Raw genomic sequence first — 22,932 nt, 5'->3', positions numbered from 1 at the left:
GGACCGTGGTGACCGAGCCGACGCCGGTGCGCTGCCCGATCATCGCCGACCCCACCGCCGGGCTCGCCGACCCGTCCGACTTCGACCCGCTGCTGGGCCGCCTGGCCATACCCACTGAGGTCGTCGACGCCGAGATGTTCCCACGCGGGACGGTCCGCGCGGACGGCCGACTTGACCTGTGCAAGCAGGGCGTCGGTCCGACGCAGACGTCCCGGATCCTGGCGGCGGCGGTCGACTCGCCGCTGGTCCGGCATCTCCTGCTCGGCACCAACGCCCTCGGCGGCACCGGTGCCGTGGCAGTGGCCAACGCGCTACGCCCCGGCCACCGGCTGCACACCCTCTACCTGGGGTGCAACCTCATCGACGCCGCCGGCGTGGGTGCCCTCGCCGACCGACTGGCGGTCGACGACCAGGTCCGGGCGCTCTGGCTCAAGCGCAACCCGGTCGGCGACGACGGTGTGCGGCGGCTCGCCGAGGCGCTGCGGGTCAACACCACCGTGCGTACGCTCGACCTGGTCAACGTGGGGATGAGCGTCCGTGGGCTGACCGCACTGGCCGAGGCGCTGGCCGACCGGCCGGTGCCCGTGCAGCGGCTGTTCCTCGGCGGCAACGGCTTCGACCTGGCGGCGGTGCCCGCGCTCGGCACACTGGTCCACGCCGCCGGGGTGCGCGAGCTCTACCTGGCCGCCAATCACCTCGGCGACGATGGAGTCACCGCGCTGGCCGCGCTCGCCGACGGGGTGCCGATGACCCTCGGCCTCGGCGGCAACGGCGTCACCCCGGTCGGGGTCGCCGCGCTGGCCCGCCACCTGGCCGGATGGGAGGCGCTCGACCTGGCCCGACCGCCGTCCGAGCGGGCTCTCGGCGCGCGGGGCAATGTGGTCGGCGACGGGGGTGCGGAAGCCCTCGCCGACGCGCTACCGCCGGCTCGGTTACGGCGGCTCGACGTGCGGCGTACGGAGATCGGCGGTCGCGGTGCGCGGCGGCTCGTCGCGGCCATCGAGGGCCACCCGACGCTGTGCTACCTCGGCATCAACGGTGGGGTACCGCGCAAGCAGCGCCGGCGGGCCGCGGACCTGCTCGCCGAGCGGCCCGTTCCCGCGCCGCACGAGGACGTCCAGGCGATTGCGAGCATCTACCGGTGAGTCAGCCCGTCCTCCCCGAGCTCTCCATCTGGCAGCGGGTTCGCCGGTTTGCCGTGCCGCCGGTGATGATCGAGGCGTGCGCTGCGGCCCGTGCGGACGGGGACTGGCGGGCCGGCTGTGCGGCCGGGCGGATCGACGTCGAGGTCGACCTAGCCGAGGTACGCCGTAACCACGGTGCCCGGCAGGCTGAGTTGATTGAGGCGGATCTGGTCGCGCTCGCGCCGGACCTGCTGCGCTGGCACCTGCCCCGGATTCTCGGCGGTCGGACGAGCCTCGCCACCCATCAGGAGTGGCTCCTGTCCACCCGGGAGGGCCGTCTCGGCGAGGATGACGTCATCCTGGTGGTGAGCGTGCCGCGCACGGTGGACGGCTCCCAGCGGTTGCAGCTGAAGGTGCGCCCCGCCCTGACCGTGGGACCCGACCGACGGGACCTGCCACCGACGTTCTGGAGCGCCGATCACGTCGGCGGGCTCCGCGCGGCGTACGGCGGTACGCCGGAGCGGTTGCCGGGCTTCGAGGTGGACGGGTCGGTGCGGCCGTTCGAGGCGTACCCGATGCGGGTTGAACCGGCGGATCTGGCGACCCGGGCGGAGGTCTTCGATCGGCTGATCGCCGCCGGCGACCCGGTCGCTGCCTGGGCGGCAGCCGGGGTGGACCTCGACCCGACCCGGCCGCAGGGCTACCGTCCGGACCCCGAGAGCATGACGACGGGGCTGACGGTCCCCATCGGGCTCGGCGTCGAGATGCAGCGGCTGCACGACCGCTACGGCGTCGATCGGGTGGCGGTGCGCAAACGCTGGCGGTCGATCGCCGAGGTGGGCCGCCGCGAGTCGCACGGCGTCGCGGCGCGGCTCATCGGCTCCGGTGTCGAGCACTCTGACCTCAGGTCACTCGCCGATCCGGTCCATACCCGGCCGGTCGACCTGGACCTGGTCCGGCACGGTCTGCTCACCCCGGCGGAGGTGCATCCGTTGGTTCGTGCCGTGCTGTTTCCCGGTGCCGGGGCCGGCCCGCTGCGTGACGATATCGACGTGGTGCGTGAGGTGTCGGTGCGGTGTCGGGGTGAGTGGCACACGGTGCGGCATGGTGACGGCCGGCTCGATGCGTTGTCGCACCCGCCGGAGGAGGTGCGCCGTGAGCAGCTGTTGGGCGGTCTGGGTGGGCAGGTCGCCGGCTGTCTGACCGCGGTGGCGGCTTGGCGCGGGTCGGCGGGTCGGCTGCCCCGGCCTTTGCGGGAGCTACGTCGTGAGGTGTTGCTCCGCATCCAGCATGGTGGTTCGGCCGCGTTGGCGGCGCTGCTGGACGCCGGACTCGATCCCCGGATGGGCGACGGTCGGGGCGGCACCCTGCTGCACCACGCGCGGTCCCTCGACGACCCCACGCTGGTCCATCGCCTGCTGGACAGCGGCGAACTGGCCGACCACAAGGCCGAGATGTACGACGACGAAGACGAGGACGACGAGAACGACCACGATCATCGCGGGCCACTCGAAATCCGCCAGGTGGTCGAGGAGTGGATCAACCGATGAACACCGCGCTCGCCGGCGCCGACGCACTGGTCGCCGCCACCCGGGCCTGGCGCTCCGAACCGGTGCGCGACCCGAAGGTGGAGGCGCTCGCCCTCGCGGTGGCAGCCAACCTGCCGGTGCTGCTCTGGGGTGAGCCGGGGATCGGCAAGTCAGCCACCCTGCAACAACTCGCCGACCGGCTCGACACCCCGCTCGAGACCGTCATCGCCAGCGTGCACGAGCCCTCCGACTTCTCCGGGCTGCCGATCGTCGGCGACTCACCCGCCACCGATGGTGTGCCGATGGCACCACCAGACTGGGCGGTCCGGCTGGCCCGGGGCGGCAGCGGGCTGCTCTTCTTCGACGAGCTCTCCTCCGCGCCGCCGGCCGTGCAGGCGGCGCTGCTGCGGGTGGTGCTGGAACGCCGGGTCGGCAGCCTGGACCTGCCGCTCGCAGTACGGATCGTCGCGGCGGCGAACCCGCCCACCAGCGCCGCGGACGGCTGGCATCTCGCGCCGCCACTGGCGAACCGCTTTGTCCACCTGCACTGGACGCACGACCCGCGTACCGTTGCCCGGGGCCTCGCCGGCACCTGGCCGGCGGTGACCGTGCCAACTGTCGAACCGGCACGGGCCGCCTCGGCCCTGGCCCGCGCGCGCGGTGCCGTCGCCGGATTCCTCACCGCCCGGCCGGGGCTGACCCACCACCTTCCCAGCGACCCCGAGGCCCGAGGTGGCGCCTGGCCGTCGCCGCGCACCTGGGAGATGGCGCTGCGGCTGCTCACCTTCCACCACTGCTGTGGCACCAGCCGCGAGGCCCTGTCGCTGGCTCTGGTCGGTGCGGTCGGCGACGGTGCTGGTCTGGAGTTCGTCACCTACCTCGACAATCTCGACCTACCGGACCCGGAGCGGGTGCTGGCCGATCCCGACGCGTTCGTTCTCCCCGAGCGGGGCGACCGGCAGCTCGCCTTCCTCACGGCGGTGATATCGGCGGTTCAGGGGCGCGTCGACCAGCGGCGTTGGGCGGCGGCCTGGGTGGTGCTGGAGAAGGCGGTGCAGGCCGGCGTCCCGGACGTGGCGGCCCGCGCGGCGATGGACCTCGCCGCGCTACGCCAACCGTCCTGGCCGGTGCCCGCGGCGATCGACGCGTTCGCCGACGTGCTGCACCTGTCCGGGCGCCTGACCTGATGGCCGGCGGCCTGGACCGGACGAAGCTGCTCGCAGCCCGCTTCCGGGCCGCGCACGACCGGCCCTACCTGGCCTCGGCGCTGTACAGCGTCACCGTCGTCGAGTCCCGGAGCGTTCCGACGATGGGAGTCGACCGCCGCTGGCGCTGCTACGTCAATCCTGACTTCGTGGCCGGGCTGACGGTGCCGCAGCTCGCCGCGGTGTGGATCCACGAGGTCGCCCACCTGCTCCGCGACCACCACGGCCGGGCCGATCGGCTCTCCACCGAGCACGGCCGGGACCACCACCGGGTGAACGTCGCGCAGGACTGCGAGATCAACGACGATCTGCTCGCGGACCGCCTGCCGCTGCCGCCGGGCCGGTTGGAACCGCAGACGTACGGCATGCCGGCCGGGCTGCTCTTCGAGCGCTACCTGACCCTGCTGCCTCCGGAGGTCGGCGGTGACGACTGCGGTTCGGGCGCGCACGGGGTGGACCGGCCGTGGGAGGTCGGTGACGGCGGCGGCGAGGGAATCAGCGAGGTGGAGGCGGGGACGATCCGGCGGGACACCAGCCAGCAGATCCGGCAGGCGTCCCGATCCCGGGGCAGCGTGCCAGCGGGCTGGCGGCGTTGGGCGGACACGATCCTGGAGCCCACCGTCGACTGGCGGCGGGCGTTGACCGGCGCGGTCCGTGAGGCCGCGGCCTGGGCCAGTGGCGTGGTCGACTACACCTACCAACGGCCGTCCCGGCGCTCCCCGGCCTTACGCGGGGTGGTGCTGCCCCGGCTGCGGCGACCGCTACCCCGGGTGGCGATCGTCGTGGACACCTCGGGCTCGATGTCCGACGGCCGGCTCGCCGCAGCCCTCGCCGAGGTGAGTGGGGTGCTCAAAGCGGTCGGCATCGGCGGCAACCGGGTCACCGTGCTCTCCTGCGACGCCGCCGTGCAGGTGGTGCGCGCCGTGCACACCGTCGGCGCGGTGCGGCTCGCCGGCGGCGGTGGCACCGACCTGCGGGTGGGGGTCGACGAGGCGTTGCGACACCGGCCGCACATCATCGTCGTGCTCACCGACGGGTACACACCCTGGCCCGCGACGCCACCGGAGTCCGTCCGGCTGATCGCGGGGCTGATCGGGGCGGAGGCGCCGCCGCCACCGGAGTGGATCGCCACGGTACGCATCGACGACGTGGCGTACGCCCACTGATCGGTCAGGCGGCCGGCGAGCGCGGCGGGGCGTAGCGTGGCACGTACTCCTGGCCGGTGAGCTGCTGGATCGCCGCCATCACCTCGTCGGTGATCGCCCGGATGTCGCGGGGCCCGGTGATCCGGTCGGCGACCGGGATCGGCGGGCCGAACCGCAGGGTGACCGGGTGTCGGCGGGGCAGCCGCGCGTCGACCGGCAGCACCTCGGCGGTGCCGAGCACACCGACCGGGATGATCGGCACCTCGGCGTCGCGGGCCAGTCGGGTCATCCCGACGCGGCCCCGGTAGAGCCGCCCGTCCGGGGAACGGGTGCCCTCGGGGTACACGGCGACCAGACCACCCGCGCGCAGCACCGGCACGGCGGCGTCGAGGGCGCGCAGGGCGGCCCGGCCGTCGGCGCGGTCGACCCGGATGGCACCCATGCCGTTGACGATCTGCCGGTTGAGCCAGCCGCCGGGACCGCGCCCGGTGAAGTACTCGGCCTTGGCCCAGAAGGTGACGTGCCGAGGGGTCGCGCTGGCCAGGAACAGCTCGTCGGCGACGGAGAGGTGGTTGCCGGCGAGGATCGCGCCGCCGTGTCGGGGTAGGTGCTCCAGTCCTTCGACGCGTGGTCGCCAGGCCAGCCGCAGCGTGGTGCCGACGGTCAGCTTCATGAGGTCGTACAGCAGGGGCACGGGTCCTCCGGGGATCGGGTTCAGGCGGGGGTGGGGCCGAGGTGGGCGTCCAGCGCGGTGCGCAGCAGGGCGTCGTCGTCGGTGGCTCCGGTGGCCAGCGGCAGGCTGCCCCAGGCCCAGAGCTGGGCGATGCCGTGCAGGTTGGCCCAGAGCGCCCCGGCCAGCACCGTCGCCGGTGCGTCGGTGGGCCGGCGCACCTGGGCCACCAGGTCGGCCAGCACGGCGAAGAGCGGCAGGCTCGTCTCGCGCAGCCGCAGCCGGCCGCTGTCCAGCAGGTCGTGGCGGAACATCAGCTCGAACATGCCGCGGTGGGCCGCCGCGAAGTCGAGGTACGTCCGGGCCAGTGCGGTCAATCGGGTACGCGGGTCCGCGTCGACGTCGCGCATCGTCTGCTCGACCCGGGCGGTGAGGTCGGCGAAGCCCTCCCGGGCGATGGCCGAGAGCAGGTCGACGTGGGTGGGGAAGTAGCGGCGCGGCGCGCCGTGGGAGACCCCGGCGCGGCGGGCGATCTCCCGCAGGGACACCGCCGACTGGCCCTCGCGCAGCACCAGGTCCACCCCGGCGGCCACCAGCCGTGCCCGCAACCCCGTCTCGTCCGCGTCCATAGACACTGTCTACCAGGCGGTGTAGACGCTGTCTACCTCGGCGGTGGATTGGCTCAAGCAGGCGTGTCTCGGTGACCTGCCGACGCCTTTCCGGGATCAGGCTGATGTCTGTGAGTCATCGAGATGACTCACAGACATCAGCCTCAACGGAGTATCCGGCCCCGCGCTGTCCGCTCGACCCCACAGCTGCTCCACTGCGGGTTTTCGTGACGTCGGGGTGAGCCGCAGTTGGGGGAGTGGGCGGGAAACGGTTGGGGCGTGGGCGGGCCGGTGGGTCAGCGGATGCGGGCCAGGATGCGATCGGCCGGGGCGGGACGGCCGAAGTGCCAGCCCTGGGCGGCGTCGCAGCCGATCGCGCGGAGCCGCTCGGCCTGCCCGGCCGTCTCCACCCCTTCGGCGGTCACGGTCAGGTCCAGCGCGTGCGCCAACGAGACCAGCGAAGCGAGGATCCGTTCGTCGGTGCGGCCGACGGCGGGCGACCGCAGGCCGGCCACGAACTCACCGGCCACCTTCAACTCGGTCACCGGCAGGTCCCGCAGGTACGCCAGATTGCTGTAACCGGTGCCGAAGTCGTCGATGGCGATGCGTACCCCGAGGTCGGCCAGGACCCGCAGGGCGCGTACCGGCTCCTTGGCGGTGCTCATCATCGTGCTCTCGGTGATCTCGAGTTGGAGTCGCTCCGGCGGCAGGCCGGTCTGCCGCAGCAGCGCACGAACCTCCTGCACCAGACCGGGTCGGTGGACCTGCCGTACCGCCAGGTTGACGCTGACGAACGGCGCGGCGGCACCCCCGGCCGACCACGCCTCGGCCTCGCGGCACGCCTCGGCCAGCACCCACCCGCCCAACTGGACGATCAGGCCGGTCTCCTCGGCCAACCCGATGAAGCTGTCCGGGCGCAGCACCCCCAACTCGGGGTGCCGCCAGCGGACCAGCGCCTCCACGCCGACCAGGCTGCCGTCGCGCAGTGAGGTCAGCGGCTGGTAGTCGAGGTAGAACTCGCCCCGCTCCAACGCCGCCGGAATGGCCGCGGAGAGCGCGTAGCGGGCCAGCTCACGTTGGTTGCGCTCGGCGTCGTAGAGCGCCCAGCGCGCCCCGCCGGCGGACTTCGCCCAGTGCAGGGTGCTGTCGGCGGCCCGCATCAGGTCCGTCGGGTTGGCCCCGGCGACCTGGCGTTCGACGATGCCGACGCTCGCCGAGATCTGCAGCTCGTGCCCGTCGACCAGCGCCGGTGTGCGGACCGCGGCGAGCGCGGTCTCGGCCACCGCGACCATGTCGTCGGTGCCGGCCGTCCGTTCCACCAGGATGACGAACTCGTCGCCGCCGAGCCGGGCCACCAGGTGCTCGCCAATGGCCTTGCGCAGCCGCTCGGCCACCGTGACCAGCAGCAGGTCACCGATCTGGTGCCCCAGGGTGTCGTTGACGACCTTGAAGCGGTCCAGGTCAAGGAAGCACACCCCGACCCGTTGCGCGCCCCGGCCCGGCTCGTTGAGCGCGGCGGTGAGCCGTTCGGTGAACAGCGTCCGGTTGGGCAGGCCGGTGAGCGGGTCGTGGGTGGCCTGATGCCGGAACCGGGCCTCGCTGGCGCGCAGCGCCCGCTCGGCCTGGTTGCGGGCCCGCATCGCGGCGCGGCGGATCGACTCCTGCTCGTCGAGCGTCCGGTCGCGCAACGCGCGGGCGTAACCGGTCGCCACGGCCGCCAACAGCCGGGCCATCCGGTCCTCGACGTCCTCGGCCACCAACCCCAGGTCGCGGATCAACCGGAGCTGGATGACCTCGACGGTTCGACCCAGGCCCTCGGCGGAGGCGATGTGCGCGGCGACCAACTCGGCGCCCACCCGGTGCCCGGCACGCAGGTCGAACGGCTCGGTGACCAGGGCGGTGGCCAGGTGTCCGGTGAGTCGGTCCAGCAGGGACTCCAACTGGGCCTGGGTCATCGGGAGGTAGCTGGTGCCGGAGACCGCCTTCGCCCAGGCCCGCGCGAACGTGCCCGGGTGGGAGGGCACCCCGGGCGGCTCAGCCACCGAGCCGCCCGACACCGCCCATGAAGACCGCGCGCTCGGCGTCCTCAGCGCTCTCCGGAGTGTCCGGTCGCCACTGGGGCACCCAGACCACGCCGGGGTCGAGCAGCTCGAACCCGTCGAAGAGCGCGGTCAGCTCGGCGCGGCTGCGTATCCACAACGGGCTGTCGGTACGCCGGTAGACCCGCTCCGCCTCGGCGCGTTCGTCCTCACTGCGCCCGTCGTCGCTGGCCTGGGACAGCACCAGGTAACTGCCGGGCGCCAACGCGTCCCGGAGCGTGCGCAGCAGCTCCGCCGGTCGGTCGTCATCGGAGACGAAGTGCAGGACGGCCACCACCATCACGGCCACCGGTTGGCTCAGATCGAGCACCTTGCGGACGTCCGGATGTGCCAGGATCGCCTCCGGCCGGCGCAGGTCCTCCTGCACCACTGTGGCCTGCTCGTTGCCGGCGAGGATCTCGCGGCTGTGTGCCACCGCCACCGGGTCGACGTCCACATAGACCACTCGTGACCGAGGGTCGAGCTGCTGGGCGATCTCGTGCACGTTGCCCACGGTCGGAATGCCCGAGCCGATGTCCAGGTACTGCCGGATCCCGGCCTCGGCGAGGTGGTGCACGGCCCGGCGCAGGAACGCCCGGTTGGCCTGGGCCATCAGCGGCGCCTCGGGCACCGCGGCGACCATCGCCTGCGCTGCGGCCCGGTCAGCGGCGAAGTTGTGCGAGCCACCGAGGTAGTAGTCGTACATCCGCGCGACGCTCGGGCGCTCGATGTCGATGGTGTCGGGTGCCCATTCCGGCCGCTGCATGCGTTCACCCCTCGAGTCCGCGACGCGAGCGTCGTCGCCCGCGCGGGTATTGTCCACCCGCCACGCACGCCAGACCATAGCGCGCCGGAGGTTGCCCGTCGATGTCGGTCGATGCGCGACGGCCCGCGCCGGGGAGAGGCTGGCGCGGACCGTCGGTCGCGGCGTCCCGCTCGACGAGCGGAAGGCAGGTCAGAACTTCGGCGCGTCCGGTGCCTCGAGCAGGCCGAGCCGCAACGCGGTCATCAGGGCCTGAGCCCGGTTGGCCGCGCCGAGCTTCTCGTAGAGCTTGGAGATGTGCGTCTTCGCCGTGGACTCGCTGACGAACAGCTGCTTGGCGATGCCCGCCACGCTCATTCCGTCGGCGAGCAGCCGCAGCACCTGCCCCTCGCGGGGAGACAACTGCGGGCCGGACGGGGCGAGCCGGCGCTTCATCGCCTCGGCCAGGTCGGCCGCGGTGAAGGCGCTGGGAGAGGAGGCGGCGTGCCGTGCGGCGGCCACCACCTCGTCGGCCGGGGCGGTCTTCGGCACGAAGGCGCTCGCGCCGGCCTCCAACGCGCCGAAGAGCTGGTCATCGCCGGCATACATGGTCAACACCACGATGCCCATCGACGCGCTCGACTTGCGCAAGGCGCGGGTGGCCTCCAGGCCGCTGCCGTCGGGCAGCCGCAGATCCATGATCACCACGTCCGGCTGCAAGGCGCCGGCCTGGCGTACGCCCTCCGCCGCCGTGGCCGCCTCACCGACGACCTCGAACTGGCGGTCACGCTCGAAGGCGTGCCGCAGGCCCTTGCGAATCAGGTCATGATCGTCGACAAGGAGGACCTTGGTACGGGTTGCCGGTATCGGACTTGTGGTCATCCTCGGGTTACTCCCCTTCTGGTGCTGCGCTGCCGCGCACGTTATCGCGCCGGGCCGAGGTGCCGAGAACCACCGCCACGGTCGTGCCGCTGGGTTGCCGCGGCCTGATCTCCAACCGGCCCCGGATACGTTCCGCCCTCTCGGCCATGATCGCAAGACCGTACCGCCCGTCCGGGCGCTGGTCAGCCATCCCCTGACCGTCATCCGACACTTCTATTTGCGCGTACGGGGGGTCAACTTCACACGTGACCCACAAATTGGACGCCCCGGCGTGCTTGCGCGCGTTGGTCACCGCCTCCTGGGCGATGCGCAGCAACTCGGCCTCCGTGGCGGCCGGCAGCCGGGCGGTCGACTCGTCCAGCGAGAGGTGCACCCGCAGCCCGCCGGACGCGCCGACGGTGCGCGCGTACTCCGCGATCGCCGCGGCCAACCCACCCTGCCGGTCCACCTCGCTGCGCAGCTCGAAGAGGCTCAGCCGCAGCTCCTGGATCACCCGGGTCACCTCGCCGCGCAGCGTACGCAGGGCCTCGGCGGTCTCGTCGGCGTCGTCGAAGACGGTGGCCAGGGCGTTGTCGATGCCGTAGCCGACCATCACCAGTTCCTGTGCCACCCCGTCGTGGATCTCCCGGGCCAGCCGCTGTCGCTCCTCGTTGGTCGCCAGCGAGCGCACCTCGTCGAAGAGCAGCGCCGCCTCCAGCCGCAGCGCGGCCGGGCGGGTCAGCCCGGTCACCCGGGCCACCACCGGCGGCGGGTACGCGTGCGTGGCGTCGGCCTCCAGCACCACCAGCCCCACCGTGCGTACCCCGGCGACCAGCGGAACGATCAGCGCGGACACCTCGCCGCCGCGGTGCGAGCGGGACTGCGACCGGGCGGCGGTGGTGGCCTGCTGGGTGGCCCAGGCGTCGGCGATCGCCGAGTCCGCGTCCAGCGTCGTCTCCCAGTCCACCCGGTCGACGCCGGCCTGGGCGAGCACCACGAGCCGACCGCCGCCGCTGGCCGACAGCACCGCCCCCCGGTCGGCGCGGGCCACCGTGCGCAGCTCCTCCAGCAGGTGCTCGGAGATGCCGCCCGGATCCAGGGTCGCCCCGGGCAGTTGCCGGGCCACCGTACGCAGCTGGGTCAGCAGTCGGGTGGCCTCGGCGTACGGCTGGGGTTTGCCCTCACCGCGGACCGCCATCACCTGGTGCAGCGTGCCGGCGGCGTAGAGCCCCAGCGCCGCCAGGATCAGCCACTGCGCGCAGACCGCGAGGTAACCCGGCTGGGCGAGTTGTGCCCCGCCCTCGACCTGGGTCGACGCGCCGCTGACCAGCAGGGTGACGGCGGTGACCACGAGCAGCGCGGCGCCCTCGGCGAAGCGGCGGCGCAGCGCGGTGACGGTCACCGGGACCGCCAGGTAGGGCAGCACCGCCGACGCGCCCAGACCGTCGACGGTGCCGCCGATGGACGCCTCCGCGGCGACCTGGCTCGCGGCCAGCCCCAGCACCACCACCTCGGCCACCCGGCTCAGCGGGCCGACCAGCCGGTGCTGCGGTGCCAGCAGCGACGGCAGCCCGGCCACCGCCAGCAGCGCGATCCACCACAGCTGGGTGACGTCGCGGGTGGCGAACAGGGTCAGGATGGCGATCAGCGCCAGCATCACCAGGCGGGCGGCCGCGGCGAGGGGATGCGGGTGCGGTGCGGTGGCTGTTGATGCGGGCACGTGACGGATGGTAGTCAGCTTCGGTAGATATCGGCGATCTCCGCCGCGTACGTCTTGTGGACAACCTGGCGCTTGACCTTGAGCGACGGGGTCAGCTCGCCGGTCGCCTCGGTGAAGTCGCGGGGCAGGACCCGGAACACCTTGATCGCTTCGGCCTTCGACACCGCCTGGTTCGCGGTGTCGATCGCGGTCTGGATCTCCTTGCGGAGGCCCTCGTGCTCGCGCAGCTGCTCGACGGTGGTGTCGAGCGGCATCCCGGCGCTCTCCAGCCAGGTCGGCAGCGCCTCCTCGTCGACGGTGACCAACGCCGCGATGAACGGCTTGGCGTCGCCGACCACGACACACTGGCTGATCAACGGGTGCGCCCGGACCAGGTCCTCCAGCACCGCCGGGGCGACGTTCTTGCCACCGGCGGTGACGATCAGCTCCTTCTTGCGGCCGGTGATGCTCAGGTAGCCGTCGGAGTCGAGCTGGCCCAGGTCGCCGGTGCGGAACCAGCCGTCGGCGGTGATCGTCTCGGCCGTCGCGGTCTCGTTGCGCCAGTAGCCCTGGAAGATCAGCTCGCCGGAGATCAGAATCTCGCCGTCGTCCTCGATCCGCACGGTCACGCCGGGCAGCGGACGGCCGACGGTGCCGATCCGGGTGCCGGTGGGCAGGTTCGCCGCAGCGGCGGGCGAGGTCTCGGTGAGGCCGTAGCCCTCCAGGACCGTCACGCCGACACCCCGGAAGAAGTGACCGAGCCGGGCGCCCAGCGGCGCGCCGCCGGAGATCGCGTCCCGGCACCGTCCGCCGAGCGCGGCGCGCAGCTTGCGGTAGACCAGCCGGTCGAAGACGGCGTGCTGGGCGCGCAGCGCCAGGCCCGGCCCGCCCGGGGTCTCCAGGGCCTCGCTGTACGCGATGGCGACCTGCTCGGCGCGGGCGAAGATGCCGCCCTTGCCGTCCGCCTCGGCCTTCTGCTTGGCGGCGTTGTAGACCTTCTCGAACACCCGGGGTACGGAGAGCACGAAGGTCGGCCGGAACGCCTGTAGCTCGGCGACCAGGTTCCTGGTGTCGGCGCAGTGCGCCATGGTGGCCCGTGCCTGCACGACGCCGATCTGGATGAGCCGGGCGAAGGCGTGTGCCAGTGGGAGGAAGAGCAGGGTGCTCGCACCGGCGTTGAACAGGTTCGGCAGCACCGGCACCGCGTTGGCGATGTCGGCGTACATGTTGCGGTGGGTGAGCACGCAACCCTTGGGTCGGCCGGTGGTGCCGCTGGTGTAGATGATCGTGGCGAGGTCGCCGGCGCGGACGGCCTTGCGCCGCCGCTCAACCTCGGCCAGCTCGACCGTCGCGCCGGTGGTGACCAGGTGCTCGACCCCGCCGCGGTCGATCTGCCAGACCTGGCCCAGCTCGGGCAGGCGGTCCCGGACACCGGCGATCAGCGCGGCGTGCGCCTCGGTCTCGACCACGACGGCGACGGCGTTGGAGTCCTCGAGGATCCACGCGGCCTGTTCGGCGCTGGACGTCTCGTAGATCGGCACGGTCACCGCGCCGACGGCCCAGATGGCGTAGTCCAGCAGCGTCCACTCGTAGCGGGTGCGGCTCATCAGCCCGACCCGGACACCTGGCTCGATGCCGGCGGCGATCAGCCCGCGGGCGACGGCGGCCACCTCGTCGCGGAACTGGAGGCAGGTCACCTCGGTCCAGGCGGTGAGGGTGCCGTCGGCGCTCGGGGCGGGGCGGGCGAACTGGACGGCGTCGGGCGCGACCTCGGCGTTGTCCCAGACCGGATCGGTGAGGTTGGCCGCGTCGCCAACGGTGACGATCGGCGGGACGGAGAACTCGCGCACTTGCACTCCTTCGTGCTGGCACTGGCCGGGCAGGCCGCCGCCGTGGGCGTCGGCTGTGTCGAAACCTACCCGGTGAGCAAGGGCACTCTGTTAACGCCCAGCGTTGTCCGGGGGTGCTGGGCGCGGGCGTGGCTGGGGCGGCGCGGCGTGCGCGCGGTGCCCGCCGGGTAGCCTCCCCCCATGGCGGACTCCTCCACCCAGTCGATCATCATCGGCGCCGCACCGGATCAGGTGACGGCGGTCATCTGCGACTTCGCGCGCTACCCCGAGTGGACCGACGCGGTGCGCCGCGTCGAGGTCGTCGAGGAGTACGAGGACGGCTACGCCAGTCAGGTGCGGTTCACCATCGACGCCGGGGTGATGGCCGACGAGTACGTGCTCGAGTACGAGTACGCCGAGGATCTGTCCCGGATCGAGTGGCACCTGGTCGCCCCGTCGAAGATGCAGAAGGCCCAGCGTGGGTCGTACGACCTGGTCGGTAACCCGGACGGCAGCACCACGGTGACCTACACGCTGGAGGTCGACCTGTCGGTCGGCATGCTCGGGATGTTTCGGCGCAAAGCCGAAAAGATGATCATGGACACCGCGTTGAAGCAGCTCAAGCGCCGGGTAGAAGCAACCGGTGCGGCGCAGTGACCGGTCCGGTGGCACGGTAGAGGAGCCGACGGTGGGCGGAACGGATCCGGGTTCGGCCCGGGAAGAGGCGGAGCGGCTGGTGGCCACCCTGCTGGCGGGGGCGAGACTGGCCTCCGCCGGCTCGGCGAGCGGCGCGTTCGGCTCGCTGGGCGGGATGTTGTCCGGTGTCCTCGGTCACAGCGGGGGCCCGGACGAACGTGCTGGCGGCGGTGGTGCTTTCGCCACCGGTTCGGCCGAATGCTGCGTCTGCCCGGTCTGTCGCGGCATCGCCGCGTTGCGGGACCCGAGTCCGGAATTCGCCGAACGTCTCGCGACCGGCGCCGGTGACTTCGCCGCAGGGGTCGCCAGCCTGCTCCGCGCGTTCTCCCCGGCGGAAACGTCCGCGACGAACCCCGCCGAGCCGGCCACCGCACCGACCGCCCCGCCCTCGCCGGCACCCACCCCGAGCACCGACGACCTGCTCCCCGAGCCACCTCCGAGCGCCCCGTCCACCGGGGCCGGCGACGACCACGTGTGGCGCGATGCCACCCGCACCGGGCATGATTCTCAGCCGGCGCCGGAGCGGGATGTCTGGTCGGTCGCCACCCGGACGGCGAACCCACTCGCCCCGGCCGCCGCACCACCCGTCGACGAGGCCGGGGCGGCGACCGTACCGGCACCGACCACCCGTCCCGTGGTGCCCGCCTCGCGGGTGCCCGATGACGCCAGCGCGGAAGCATCGGGCGACGGCGCCTGAGCGCGGGACATTTCCGACCCGGACCGGCACTGGGCCGGGCCATGGGCCGGACAGCACAGCAGAGGGGGGCGGCAGCGGTGACGCTGACCATCGGAGTCGACGTCGGTGGCACGAAGGTGGCCGGCGGTGTCGTGGACGACACCGGCACGGTCCTCGTGCAGGCCCGACGGGACACTCCCGCCGATGACGTCGCCAAGACCCGCGACGTCATCATCGAGTTGGTCGGCGAGTTGGTCGCCGGGCGGAGCATCGAGGCCGTCGGCATCGGCGCGGCCGGGTGGATCGACGCCGGCCGGTCGACCGTGCTCTTCGCCCCCAACCTGGCCTGGCGGGACGAACCGCTGCGCGAGTACGTCAGCGAGGCCGTCGGTCTGCCGGTGATCGTGGAGAACGACGGGAACGTCGCGGCGTGGGCCGAGTTCCGCTACGGCGCGGCCCGCGACGCCGACGACTCGATGATCATGTTCACCATCGGCACCGGGGTGGGCGGCGGCATCGTCCTCGGCGGTGAGCTGATGCGCGGCGCGCACGGCATCGCCGCGGAGCTGGGCCACATGCTGGCCGTGCCGGACGGGCACCAGTGCGGCTGCGGCCGGCTGGGCTGCATCGAGCAGTACGCCAGCGGCAGCGCCCTGGTCCGGTTCGCGCGGGCCGGCGCCCGGCAGGAGCCCAACCGGGCCGCCGCACTGCTGGAACTGGCCGGCGGTGAGGCCGAGGCGATCACCGGCCCGATGGTGACCGCCGCCGCGCAGGGCGGCGACCCGGTCTCCGCCGAGGCGTTCGCCCAGATCGGCCGGTGGCTGGGCACCAGCCTCGCCGACATGGCCCAGATCCTCGACCCGCAGACCCTGGTCGTCGGCGGCGGGGTGATCGACGCCGGTGACCTGCTGCTCGGCCCCACCCGCCGCTCGTACCTCGACGCGCTCGCCCAGCGCGGTCGCCTGCCGGTGGCCGAGGTGCTCCCGGCCCAGCTGGGCAACAGCGCCGGGGTGATCGGTGCCGCCGACCTGGCCCGCCGGCTCTGAGGCGGTCGGCGATGGGCGTGCCGCTGCGCGTGGTGTCGTACAACATCCACAGCCAGCGCGACGACACCGCCGCGCTGGCGGCGGTGGTCCGGGCCGCGACGCCGGACGTGGTGATCGTCCAGGAGGGGCCGCGCCGGTTCCGGTGGCGGCAGAAGTCCGCCACGTTGGCCGAGTCGTTCGGCCTGGTGGTGGCCGCCGGCGGGCTGCCCGCCCTGGGTAACCTGCTGCTGACCAGTCTGCGGGTCCAGGTGCTGGGCACCCACTGCCAGCGCTTCCCGCTGACCCCGGGCCGGCACCTGCGCGGTGCCGCGTACGCCGACTGCCGGGTCGGCGACGCCCGCTTCACCCTCGCCGGCTCGCACCTGTCCACCGATCCGGCTGAGCGGCCCGCCCAGGCCGCCGAGTTCAAGCGTGGCCTGGCCGCGGCGACCAGCCCGGTGCTGGCCGGGGCGGACCTCAACGAGGGTCCGGGCGGGCCCGCCTGGGCCACCGTGTCGCACGGGTTGACCGACGCCGCGGTGGCGGCCGACCGGGCCGAGCGGCTCACCTACTCGTGCGCCGACCCCCGCCGACGCATCGACGCGGTCTTCGTCGACCCACGGATCACGGTGGTCGACTACGACGTGGTGGACACCCCGCAGACCCGCCGGGCCAGCGACCACTTCCCGGTCCTGGTCGACCTGCTCCTGCCCACCGCCGGCTGACCTGCGGCGCCGGCTCGACCGTCGGCGCGTCCGCTTCGGGACTGGACATCCGGCCCGGTTGTGGAGAGGATTTCGCGGCGACCGGCACGCCTGCCGTACCAAAAGGAGATGCCCCCGGTGCCCACCTCCACCGACCACGGCCGGCCCGACCCGGAGGCGACCTCGCCCGCGGCGCACGGCGACGGCCGCCCGGTCTCCGACCGGGGCGACACGGTCTGCGTCATCGGGGCCGGGGCCAGTGGCCTGACGGCCATCAAGAATCTGCGCGAGCACGGCTTCGGCGTGGACTGCTACGAGCGGGAGACCGGCGTCGGCGGCGCCTGGAACTGGCGGCACGACCGCAGCCCGGTGTACGCCAGCACCCACCTGATCTCGTCGAAGCCGTTCACCCAGTTCCCCGACTTCCCGATGCCGGACTCCTGGCCGGACTACCCGCACCACGCTCAGGTGCTGTCGTACTTCGAGCGGTACGCCGACCACTTCGACCTGCGCTCGCACATCTGGTTCGGCACCGAGGTGATCCGGGTCGAGCCCGCCGAGGGGGAGCGGTGGGACGTCACCACCCGCTCCACCGGCGGGTACGGCCCCGAGCGCACCGCCCGGTACGCCGCCGTGGTGATCGCCAACGGCCACAACTGGTCACCGAAGCTGCCCCGCTACGAGGGCCTGGAGGAGTTCCGCGGCGAGATCATGCACGCCTCGTCGTACAAGGACCCCGCCCAGTTGCGCGGCAAGCGGGTGCTGGTGGTCGGCGCCGGCAACACCGGGTGCGACATCGCCGTCGAGGCCGCCCAGCAGGCGTCGCGCTGCTGGCACTCCACCCGGCGCGGCTACTGGTACGCGCCGAAGTACGTGCTCGGTCGCCCCGCCGACCAGGTCAACGACACCCTGTTGGCGCTGCGGGTGCCGCTGCGGATGCGGCAGTGGCTCTACCACTGGACGCTGCGGCTGACCGTCGGCGACCTGACCCGCTTCGGTCTGCCCAAGCCCGACCACCGGGTGTACGAGACGCACCCGATCGCGAACAGTCAGCTCGTCTACTACGTGGGCCACGGCGGGATCGGCCCGGTGCCGGACATCGCCCGGTTCCACCCGTACGCCGTGGAGTTGACCGACGGCCGCGAGATCGACCCCGAGGTGGTCATCTTCGCCACCGGTTACCTGCCGCGCTTCGAGTTCCTCGACGCGTCGGTGTTCGCCGACAGCGCGGGCGCGGGTCGGCCCACGCTGTGGCTCAACGCGTTCACCCCGGGGCATCCGACGTTGGCGGTCGCCGGCCTGCTGCAACCGGACTCCGGGCTGTTCACCCTGTCGCACTGGCAGACGGTGCTCTTCGCCCGACTGCTGCGGGCCCGTCGGGACCGGCCGGACCGGGCGGCGGCGTTCGCGAAGCGGGTGCGGGACCGGGCCGGGGAGCGGTACTCCGGGCCGGTGAAGGACAGCAGCCGGCACTGGTTCGAGGTCGGGCACGCCGACTACCTGCGCGCCATCCAACGCGCCCTGATCGAACTGGAGGGCAAGTGAGCGCGGATCAGGTGCGGATCATGCGGGGGCGGGAGTGGTCCCGCCCGGTCCGGCCGGCCCGGCGGGAGGTGCTCAGCGCGATCCCCGAGCTGGAGGAGGGGCGTCCGCCGCTGCTCTTCGTTCCCGGGTTCGGGCACGGCGCGTGGGCGTTCGCCGAGCACTGGTTGGGGCACGCGGCGTCGCGGGGTTTCCCGGCGTACGCGTTGAGCCTGCGCGGGCACGGGGCCAGTGAGCCGGCGCCGGAGGCGACGCTGCGGGCGTACGCCCATGATGTGGTCCAGGTGGCCGCGAGCCTGCCCCGGCAGGCGGTGCTGGTGGGGCACGGCGCTGGTGCCCTGGTGGTGGCCCACGCGTTGGCCCGCTACCCGGCGCGCAGTGCGGTGCTGGTGGCGCCGGTCTTCGGCGGCTGGAAGGTGTTGGGCACGGCGTTGCGTCGTAACCCGGCAGGAACGTTGCCGGCGGTGTTCGGTGGGCCGTTGCGGCTCAGCCGGGGGCAGCTGTTCAGCCGCGAGGTGCCCGATGAGGAGGCCCGGCGGTACGTCGGGCGCCTCGGCCGGGCGGGTCGGCGGGCGCAGTGGTCGCTGCTGGGTGAGCCGGAGGCCGAGCCGGCGGTGGGTGCGCCCCCGGTGCTGGTGCTGGGCAGCCCGGACGACCGGGTGGTGCCGGCGTCGACGTTGACCCGGGTGGCCCGTCGGTACGGGTCGGCGCCGTTGCTCTTTCCGGGGATGGGCCACGATCTGATGTTGGATGCGCGGTGGGCGGAGCCGATCGACGCGATCCTGGACTGGTTGGAGAAGGAGCCCACGGCGCACTGAGCGTCAGATACTCAGCGCCACGCCGCTGGCGGTCAGCTGCCGGCCTGGTGCACGGCCGGACCGGTCGGGGTGGCCGGCCGGGGCACCCGAGCCGCGCCGTCGGTGCCGGTGTCGGGGCTGGTCAGCCGGCTGATCAGCGCGCCGCCCTCGTCCAGGGCGCGGAGGTAGGAGCGGGCCCAGGCCCGGATGTCGTGCTGGTGCAGGTGGGCGCGCATGGCCTGCATCCGCTGGGTGGTGTCGGCCGGGGTGGCCCGCAGCGCCGCCCGCAGGCCCTGCTTGAGCCCCTCCAGGTCGTGCGGGTTGACCAGGTACGCCTGGGACAGCTCGGCGGCGGTGCCGGCGAACTCGCTGAGCAGCAGCGCGCCCGTGTCGTCGACCCGTGCGGCCACGTACTCCTTGGCGACGAGGTTCATCCCGTCGCGCAACGGGGTCACCGCCATCACGTCGGCGACCCGGTAGAGCGCGGCCAGCTCGGCGCGGTCGAAGGGCTGGGTGAGGTAGTGGATCGCCGGCTCGCCGACCCGCCCGAATTCGCCGTTGATCCGGCCGACCTCGCGTTCGATGCGCTCGCGCAGGATCTGGTACTGGCCGACGCGTTCCCGGCTCGGCATGGCGACCTGCACCAGCACCGTGTCGCGGACCTTGACGTCGCCGCTGGCGAGCAACTCGCTGTACGCCTTGAGGCGCTGCTCGATGCCCTTGGTGTAGTCCATCCGGTCCACGCTGAGGACGACCTGCCGGGGGTCGCCGAGGTCCTGACGGAGCCGGTGGGCCCGGGCGGCCACGTCCGGGCGGCCGGCGAGCGCGGCCATCTCGGCGGTGTCGATGGAGACCGGGAACGCGCCGATGCGGACGACCCGGTCGTCGATGCCGATCCGCCGGTCGGTGGCCGGCAGCTCCAGCACCCGCGTCACCAACTGGGCGAAGTTGTGCGCCGCCTGCACCCGCTGGAAGCCGACCAGGTCGGCGCCGAGCATGCCGCGCAGCAGTTCGGCCCGGCGGGGCAGTTGCATGAAAAGCTCCGGCGGCGGGAACGGCACGTGCAGGAAGAACCCGATGCGCAGGTCCGGTCGGAGCGCGCGCAGCTGACCGGGGACCAGTTGCAGGTGGTAATCCTGCACCCAGACCACCGCGCCCGGCTCGGCCACCTCGGCGGTCGCCTCGGCGAAGCGCTGGTTGACCCGCTGGTACGCCTCCCACCAGCGGCGGTGGTGCTGTGGCTGTTCCACCGAGTCGTGGTAGAGCGGCCAGAGGGTGGCGTTGGCGAACCCCTCGTAGTGGTCGCGCAGGTCTTCCGGGCTGAGCGCGACGGTGTGCATCCGTACGCCGTCGACGTCCGGCAGGGAGGGGGCCGGCCCGGTGCCGCCGGCCCAGCCGACCCAGGTCGCCGGGGTGTGCCGCAAAAGCGGGTGCAGTGCGCTGACCAGCCCGCCCGGGCTGCGCCGCCACTCGCAGGCCCCGTCGGGCGCCTGATTGTCGTCGATGGGGAGGCGGTTGGCCACCACCACGAGAGAACTCTGTCGCATCTCGGGCATTCCGATCAGCAGAGGGCTGACCGCCGCGAGCAAGGAAAAACCGGTCAGTCAGCGGGGCAAGTGACGTACAGCGGTATTCCTACTGACAGTAAGTTACACCACTGTTACGCCCCTGGCGGGGCGCTGCTGTCCCGGGATGCGGGCCGGCCTCAGACGACGGCGCCGTTGTCCGGGTCGTCGTCGTCCTCGTCGCCGGGGCGTAGCCGCCAGATCAGCGTGACGAAACCGGCCAGGATACCGGTGAACCCGAACAGCGTGACCGCCGAGCGGTCGATCGGCAGCAGCCACGGGAAGAGGAACAGCACGAACCCGACGACCACCCCGAGCACGCCGATCACCGCGTACTTGCTGAACCGCGGCAGCGGAGGTGGCGGCGGCGGGTGGTAACCCTCGTCGTCCTCGTCGTCGGGCAGGTCGGCGCCGAAGGTGTCCAACCCGTCCAGCAGCGAGGGCTCGTCCGGCCGGGCGCCGCGGCCCACGGAGATCCCGGAGATGTCCGTCGCGGACGGTAGCCGGCGGACGTCGGTGGCGGTCGGACCGGGCTCGTCGGTGCCGGAGCGGGTCAGCGGCCCGGCGGTGGGCTCGTCCCGTGCGTCCCGGTCGTCCACGTCCTCCGAGGCGGGCCACGGGTGGTCACCGGGCGCGGAGGTGGTGTGGAAGCCGGCCACGATCCGTGCCCACTCGGCGTCGATGTCCGGTTCGTCGCGCGGCGGCGGCTGCTGTTCCGGAGTGGTCTCGTCGGCGAGCTGGGTCAGGTAGTCCCGGGCGGTGGTCAGGTGCGAGCGGTCGACGTAGAGCCGGTCGACCGGCCGGGCCGGCACGGTGGTGGTGCGGGTGACCGGGTTGAGGTCGGCGGAGGGCTGGAGGTAGGCGGCTATCCCACCGGCGGCCAGCACGTCGAGCAGGTGCTCACCGACGCGCGGATCGACGTCGCCGACGACGGCGTACTCGTTCGCGTCGAGCCCGTTGTCCCGCCGTCCCCGGCGGGCCCCACCCGCTGACACCCGGACATCCCCCTTAACGCGCCTTCCGGCGCGGCCACCTCTGCCCCTCGGCGTCCGTCCGCACGCCGTGCTCTGAATCGTGACACGTCAGGGCATGGTTCCGGGAGTGCGTTGTGTCGCGTCTTCCAAAGTCACGGCTGCTGCCGCAGGTCGCGGCGGGGCTCCTTTGTCCGTTCTTGCGCGACACGTGCGATCTCGGTGATCGTTGGCAGCGGGGCGACGCGACACGCCGAGCGGCGCTCCGAGGACCTGCCAACGATCGAGAGCGAAGGGGCCCCGGTGGCGGATGGTGAGTACGAGGAGGTGGACATGCCGCCGCAGTTCCAGAGCGTCGCCGATCGCCACCACCTCGAATACCGGCAGACGCCACCCGGGATCGCGCTCTACCTGGGCCTGGGCTCGACCCTCCTGGGGGTCCTGTTCAGCGTGGGCCCGGTGCAGCCCGGCGACCGTACCCTCGGCTTCCTGATGCTGGGCGGTGGCGCGGTGCTCCTGGTCGCCTCCCGGGTGCTGCACCGACGCATGCGCAGACGGGACGAGGAGCGGTACCGCGAATACCTACAGTGGAAGAAGGGGCGCTGCGAGTAGCCACGTTGGTGCGCCTGTGGGCGGGGGTCGATGCGTCGGCTGCGGGTTCCGTCCGTTGTGGTGAGAGCGCTCGCTTCGTAGGCTCGTCGGCGACGACGGCTGGCGCTGTCGCGGGCCCACCACGGGAAAGGACGCCGGTGCTCTACTGGCTGCTGAAGTACGTCATTCTCGGTCCGCTGCTCAAGCTGATCTTCCGCCCGCAGGTGGAGGGCCTGCGCAACGTGCCGGCGACCGGCCCGGTGATCCTGGCGAGCAACCATCTCTCGTTCTTCGACTCGATCTTCATTCCGTTGATCGTCTCGCGGAGGGTCACCTTCGTCGCCAAGGCGGAGTACTTCATCGGTAAGGGGATCAAGGGTCGGTTGATGAAGATGTTCTTCGTCGGTACCGGCACGATCCCCGTGGACCGCTCCGGCGGTCAGGCCGCCCGCGCCGCCCTGGACACCCAGTTGCGGGTCCTGCGCGCGCAGGGAGTGGCCGGCATCTACCCCGAGGGCACCCGCTCCCCGGACGGGCGGCTCTACCGGGGCAAGACCGGGGTGGCCCGGCTGGCCCTGGAGAGCGGCGCGGTGGTGGTGCCGGTCGCGATGCTCAACGCCGACGAACTCCAGCCGCCCGGCAGGCTCCTCCCGCGGATCGGCCAGGTGCGGGTCCGCTTCGGCGCGCCCCTGAATTTCTCCCGCTACGCCGGGCTGGCCGGCGACCGGTTCGTCGAGCGCGCGGTCACCGACGAGGTCATGTACGAGTTGATGGAACTCTCCGGCCGGGAGTACGTCGACATCTACGCCCAGAAGCTCAAGCAGCCCGTGCCCGCGCCGCTGGCCGCCTGACCACCCACGACCCGGTTCGGCGGT

The 22,932-nt window shown here is 72.8% G+C and carries 21 protein-coding genes; 12 read left to right on the top strand and 9 right to left on the bottom strand.

Going from position 1 to position 22,932, the window contains the following annotated elements; genetic code table 11:
• The first annotated feature begins 8 nt into the window (after window positions 1-8).
• The 4 genes from EV382_RS16870 to EV382_RS16855 are packed head-to-tail and all read left to right on the top strand — an operon-like array spanning window position 9 to window position 5,024.
• Window positions 9-1,145 (top strand): leucine-rich repeat domain-containing protein, encoded by a 1,137-nt coding sequence (locus EV382_RS16870; RefSeq protein ID WP_130403081.1) that lies wholly within the window; start codon window positions 9-11, stop codon window positions 1,143-1,145.
• Window positions 1,142-2,674, top strand: coding sequence for a hypothetical protein (locus EV382_RS16865; protein ID WP_130403079.1), 1,533 nt, complete (start codon window positions 1,142-1,144; stop codon window positions 2,672-2,674). Before EV382_RS16870 ends, EV382_RS16865 begins: the two co-directional genes overlap by 4 nt.
• On the top strand, window positions 2,671-3,840 hold the full coding sequence (locus tag EV382_RS16860) for an AAA family ATPase (protein ID WP_130403077.1): 1,170 nt from the start codon (window positions 2,671-2,673) through the stop codon (window positions 3,838-3,840). The genes EV382_RS16865 and EV382_RS16860 overlap by 4 nt, the downstream gene beginning before the upstream one ends.
• Window positions 3,840-5,024, top strand: coding sequence for a vWA domain-containing protein (locus EV382_RS16855; RefSeq protein ID WP_130403075.1), 1,185 nt, complete (start codon window positions 3,840-3,842; stop codon window positions 5,022-5,024). The genes EV382_RS16860 and EV382_RS16855 overlap by 1 nt, the downstream gene beginning before the upstream one ends.
• A 4-nt stretch (window positions 5,025-5,028) precedes the next feature.
• On the opposite strand, the gene EV382_RS16850 is transcribed toward EV382_RS16855, so the two are convergent.
• The 7 genes from EV382_RS16850 to EV382_RS16820 form a co-directional block, all read right to left on the bottom strand.
• Window positions 5,029-5,697, bottom strand: a complete 669-nt coding sequence (locus EV382_RS16850; RefSeq protein WP_130403073.1) for a lysophospholipid acyltransferase family protein — start codon at window positions 5,695-5,697, stop codon at window positions 5,029-5,031.
• A 20-nt stretch (window positions 5,698-5,717) separates the two neighbouring features.
• A complete protein-coding gene (locus tag EV382_RS16845) occupies window positions 5,718-6,302 on the bottom strand; it encodes a TetR/AcrR family transcriptional regulator (protein ID WP_130403071.1) in 585 nt (194 codons plus the stop codon).
• A 275-nt stretch (window positions 6,303-6,577) separates the two neighbouring features.
• A complete protein-coding gene (locus EV382_RS16840; protein WP_244236958.1) occupies window positions 6,578-8,236 on the bottom strand; it encodes a putative bifunctional diguanylate cyclase/phosphodiesterase in 1,659 nt (552 codons plus the stop codon).
• A gap of 79 nt (window positions 8,237-8,315) precedes the next feature.
• The gene (locus tag EV382_RS16835) at window positions 8,316-9,125 is read right to left on the bottom strand and encodes an SAM-dependent methyltransferase (protein ID WP_130403069.1); all 810 of its coding nucleotides are present in this window, start codon (window positions 9,123-9,125) and stop codon (window positions 8,316-8,318) included.
• Between the two features lie 189 nt (window positions 9,126-9,314).
• Window positions 9,315-9,983 carry a response regulator transcription factor gene (locus EV382_RS16830; protein ID WP_030337723.1) on the bottom strand — a complete coding sequence of 223 codons (669 nt, stop codon included), beginning with the start codon at window positions 9,981-9,983 and terminating at the stop codon, window positions 9,315-9,317.
• 7 nt (window positions 9,984-9,990) lie between these two features.
• Window positions 9,991-11,682, bottom strand: coding sequence for a sensor histidine kinase (locus EV382_RS16825; protein ID WP_130403067.1), 1,692 nt, complete (start codon window positions 11,680-11,682; stop codon window positions 9,991-9,993).
• Between the two features lie 14 nt (window positions 11,683-11,696).
• On the bottom strand, window positions 11,697-13,511 hold the full coding sequence (locus EV382_RS16820; RefSeq protein ID WP_130403065.1) for an AMP-dependent synthetase/ligase: 1,815 nt from the start codon (window positions 13,509-13,511) through the stop codon (window positions 11,697-11,699).
• 180 nt (window positions 13,512-13,691) lie between these two features.
• Between EV382_RS16820 and EV382_RS16815 the strand changes: the two genes are divergently transcribed.
• The 6 genes from EV382_RS16815 (at window position 13,692) to EV382_RS16790 (ending at window position 18,951) form a co-directional block, all read left to right on the top strand.
• A complete protein-coding gene (locus EV382_RS16815) occupies window positions 13,692-14,147 on the top strand; it encodes an SRPBCC family protein (protein ID WP_130403063.1) in 456 nt (151 codons plus the stop codon).
• A gap of 31 nt (window positions 14,148-14,178) precedes the next feature.
• Window positions 14,179-14,883, top strand: a complete 705-nt coding sequence (locus EV382_RS16810) for a hypothetical protein (RefSeq protein WP_130403061.1) — start codon at window positions 14,179-14,181, stop codon at window positions 14,881-14,883.
• Window positions 14,884-14,960: 77 nt separating this feature from the next.
• Window positions 14,961-15,908: an ROK family glucokinase gene (locus EV382_RS16805; RefSeq protein ID WP_130403059.1), complete on the top strand. Its 948-nt coding sequence runs from the start codon at window positions 14,961-14,963 to the stop codon at window positions 15,906-15,908.
• An 11-nt stretch (window positions 15,909-15,919) separates the two neighbouring features.
• Window positions 15,920-16,612, top strand: coding sequence for an endonuclease/exonuclease/phosphatase family protein (locus EV382_RS16800; RefSeq protein WP_130403057.1), 693 nt, complete (start codon window positions 15,920-15,922; stop codon window positions 16,610-16,612).
• 117 nt (window positions 16,613-16,729) lie between these two features.
• On the top strand, window positions 16,730-18,136 hold the full coding sequence (locus EV382_RS16795; RefSeq protein ID WP_130403055.1) for a flavin-containing monooxygenase: 1,407 nt from the start codon (window positions 16,730-16,732) through the stop codon (window positions 18,134-18,136).
• A 20-nt stretch (window positions 18,137-18,156) separates the two neighbouring features.
• Window positions 18,157-18,951: an alpha/beta hydrolase gene (locus tag EV382_RS16790; protein WP_130408897.1), complete on the top strand. Its 795-nt coding sequence runs from the start codon at window positions 18,157-18,159 to the stop codon at window positions 18,949-18,951.
• A gap of 32 nt (window positions 18,952-18,983) precedes the next feature.
• Here EV382_RS16790 and EV382_RS16785 read toward each other — a convergent pair whose 3' ends face one another.
• On the bottom strand, window positions 18,984-20,477 hold the full coding sequence (locus EV382_RS16785) for an alpha,alpha-trehalose-phosphate synthase (UDP-forming) (RefSeq protein ID WP_244236726.1): 1,494 nt from the start codon (window positions 20,475-20,477) through the stop codon (window positions 18,984-18,986).
• Window positions 20,478-20,635: 158 nt separating this feature from the next.
• Complete coding sequence (locus EV382_RS16780; protein WP_130403051.1) at window positions 20,636-21,490, bottom strand: DUF308 domain-containing protein; 855 nt, start codon at window positions 21,488-21,490, stop codon at window positions 20,636-20,638.
• A 279-nt stretch (window positions 21,491-21,769) separates the two neighbouring features.
• Between EV382_RS16780 and EV382_RS16775 the strand changes: the two genes are divergently transcribed.
• On the top strand, window positions 21,770-22,078 hold the full coding sequence (locus EV382_RS16775; protein ID WP_130403049.1) for a hypothetical protein: 309 nt from the start codon (window positions 21,770-21,772) through the stop codon (window positions 22,076-22,078).
• 137 nt (window positions 22,079-22,215) lie between these two features.
• A complete protein-coding gene (locus EV382_RS16770) occupies window positions 22,216-22,908 on the top strand; it encodes a lysophospholipid acyltransferase family protein (RefSeq protein WP_130403047.1) in 693 nt (230 codons plus the stop codon).
• Window positions 22,909-22,932 lie beyond the last annotated feature (24 nt).

The sequence above is a fragment of the Micromonospora violae genome, assembly GCF_004217135.1.
Lineage (GTDB): Bacteria > Actinomycetota > Actinomycetes > Mycobacteriales > Micromonosporaceae > Micromonospora > Micromonospora violae.
The sequence above is the reverse complement of the archived record's forward strand: the minus strand, read 5'-3'. Positions and strand labels throughout refer to the sequence as shown.

Excerpts from the sequence above, each read along its gene's own strand:
- EV382_RS16855 (WP_130403075.1), top strand. The coding sequence starts at position 3,840 with ATGGCCGGCGGCCTGGACCGGACGAAGCTGCTCGCAGCCCGCTTCCGG.
- EV382_RS16840 (WP_244236958.1), bottom strand. The coding sequence starts at position 8,236 with ATGACCCAGGCCCAGTTGGAGTCCCTGCTGGACCGACTCACCGGACAC.
- EV382_RS16800 (WP_130403057.1), top strand. The coding sequence starts at position 15,920 with ATGGGCGTGCCGCTGCGCGTGGTGTCGTACAACATCCACAGCCAGCGC.
- EV382_RS16790 (WP_130408897.1), top strand. The coding sequence starts at position 18,157 with ATGCGGGGGCGGGAGTGGTCCCGCCCGGTCCGGCCGGCCCGGCGGGAG.
- EV382_RS16785 (WP_244236726.1), bottom strand. The coding sequence starts at position 20,477 with ATGCGACAGAGTTCTCTCGTGGTGGTGGCCAACCGCCTCCCCATCGAC.
- EV382_RS16830 (WP_030337723.1), bottom strand. The coding sequence starts at position 9,983 with ATGACCACAAGTCCGATACCGGCAACCCGTACCAAGGTCCTCCTTGTC.
- EV382_RS16860 (WP_130403077.1), top strand. The coding sequence starts at position 2,671 with ATGAACACCGCGCTCGCCGGCGCCGACGCACTGGTCGCCGCCACCCGG.
- EV382_RS16815 (WP_130403063.1), top strand. The coding sequence starts at position 13,692 with ATGGCGGACTCCTCCACCCAGTCGATCATCATCGGCGCCGCACCGGAT.
- EV382_RS16835 (WP_130403069.1), bottom strand. The coding sequence starts at position 9,125 with ATGCAGCGGCCGGAATGGGCACCCGACACCATCGACATCGAGCGCCCG.
- EV382_RS16845 (WP_130403071.1), bottom strand. The coding sequence starts at position 6,302 with ATGGACGCGGACGAGACGGGGTTGCGGGCACGGCTGGTGGCCGCCGGG.